The sequence below is a fragment of the Ferdinandcohnia salidurans genome (genome assembly GCF_042680725.1).
GTDB lineage: Bacteria > Bacillota > Bacilli > Bacillales > Bacillaceae_L > Ferdinandcohnia > Ferdinandcohnia salidurans.
Map to the genome: position 1 here is coordinate 1 of NZ_JBHUEK010000006.1, position 1024 is coordinate 1024.

Here is a 1024-nt window from a genome sequence, read left to right on the forward strand (position 1 = left end):
CGAGGACTTAACCAAAATACTTCGAATATGAATGCATGTACGTTATCTAGTTTTGAAGGAATGAATTTCCACTTGATTTATCTCGATAAGAGATTATAATAGGAAATGTTCTTTTAATAGTCTAGTGACGATAGCGAGAAGGTCACACCCGTTCCCATACCGAACACGGAAGTTAAGCTTCTCAGCGCCGATGGTAGTTGGGGCATTGCCCCTGTGAGAGTAGGACGTCGCTAGGCTGAAAAAATGGAGGATTAGCTCAGCTGGGAGAGCACCTGCCTTACAAGCAGGGGGTCGGCGGTTCGATCCCGTCATCCTCCACCATTTTCAAGTTGTACGAGTTATATTATGTACGAGCCATTAGCTCAGTTGGTAGAGCATCTGACTTTTAATCAGAGGGTCGAAGGTTCGAGTCCTTCATGGCTCACCATATCAATTAAATATGCGGGTGTGGCGGAATTGGCAGACGCGCTAGACTTAGGATCTAGTGTCTTTGACGTGGGGGTTCGAGTCCCTTCACCCGCATTATGCGGAAGTAGTTCAGTGGTAGAACACCACCTTGCCAAGGTGGGGGTCGCGGGTTCGAATCCCGTCTTCCGCTCCATGGAATTACTTGCCGGGGTGGCGGAACTGGCAGACGCACAGGACTTAAAATCCTGCGGTAGGTGACTACCGTACCGGTTCGATTCCGGTCCTCGGCACCACTTTAATAAATTATGCGCCCGTAGCTCAATTGGATAGAGCGTCTGACTACGGATCAGAAGGCTATGGGTTCGACTCCTTTCGGGCGCGCCATTACGGGAAGTAGCTCAGCTTGGTAGAGCACTTGGTTTGGGACCAAGGGGTCGCAGGTTCGAATCCTGTCTTCCCGACCATTATAAACTATGGGGCCTTAGCTCAGCTGGGAGAGCGCCTGCCTTGCACGCAGGAGGTCAGCGGTTCGATCCCGCTAGGCTCCACCAAAGTTCTTTGAAAACTGAACACAATACAAGCGTCAACGTTTAATTCTAAAGTAACAAACTATTGA

The 1024-nt window shown here is 49.5% G+C and carries 8 tRNA genes and 1 rRNA gene; all 9 read left to right on the top strand.

Features of this window, described 5'->3' with window-relative positions:
• Nucleotides 1-120: 120 nt before the first annotated feature.
• The 9 genes from rrf (at nt 121) to ACFSFW_RS02895 (ending at nt 959) form a co-directional block, all read left to right on the top strand.
• Nucleotides 121-236, top strand: a 5S ribosomal RNA gene (rrf, locus tag ACFSFW_RS02855).
• A 9-nt stretch (nt 237-245) separates the two neighbouring features.
• Nucleotides 246-321 (top strand) — tRNA-Val (locus ACFSFW_RS02860).
• Between the two features lie 30 nt (nt 322-351).
• Nucleotides 352-427 (top strand) — tRNA-Lys (locus ACFSFW_RS02865).
• Between the two features lie 14 nt (nt 428-441).
• Nucleotides 442-522 (top strand) — tRNA-Leu (locus ACFSFW_RS02870).
• Nucleotides 523-526: 4 nt separating this feature from the next.
• Nucleotides 527-601, top strand: a tRNA-Gly gene (locus ACFSFW_RS02875).
• 11 nt (nt 602-612) lie between these two features.
• A tRNA-Leu gene (locus tag ACFSFW_RS02880) sits at nt 613-701 on the top strand.
• A gap of 14 nt (nt 702-715) precedes the next feature.
• Nucleotides 716-792 (top strand) — tRNA-Arg (locus tag ACFSFW_RS02885).
• A 3-nt stretch (nt 793-795) separates the two neighbouring features.
• Nucleotides 796-872 (top strand) — tRNA-Pro (locus ACFSFW_RS02890).
• Nucleotides 873-883: 11 nt separating this feature from the next.
• Nucleotides 884-959 (top strand) — tRNA-Ala (locus ACFSFW_RS02895).
• Nucleotides 960-1024 lie beyond the last annotated feature (65 nt).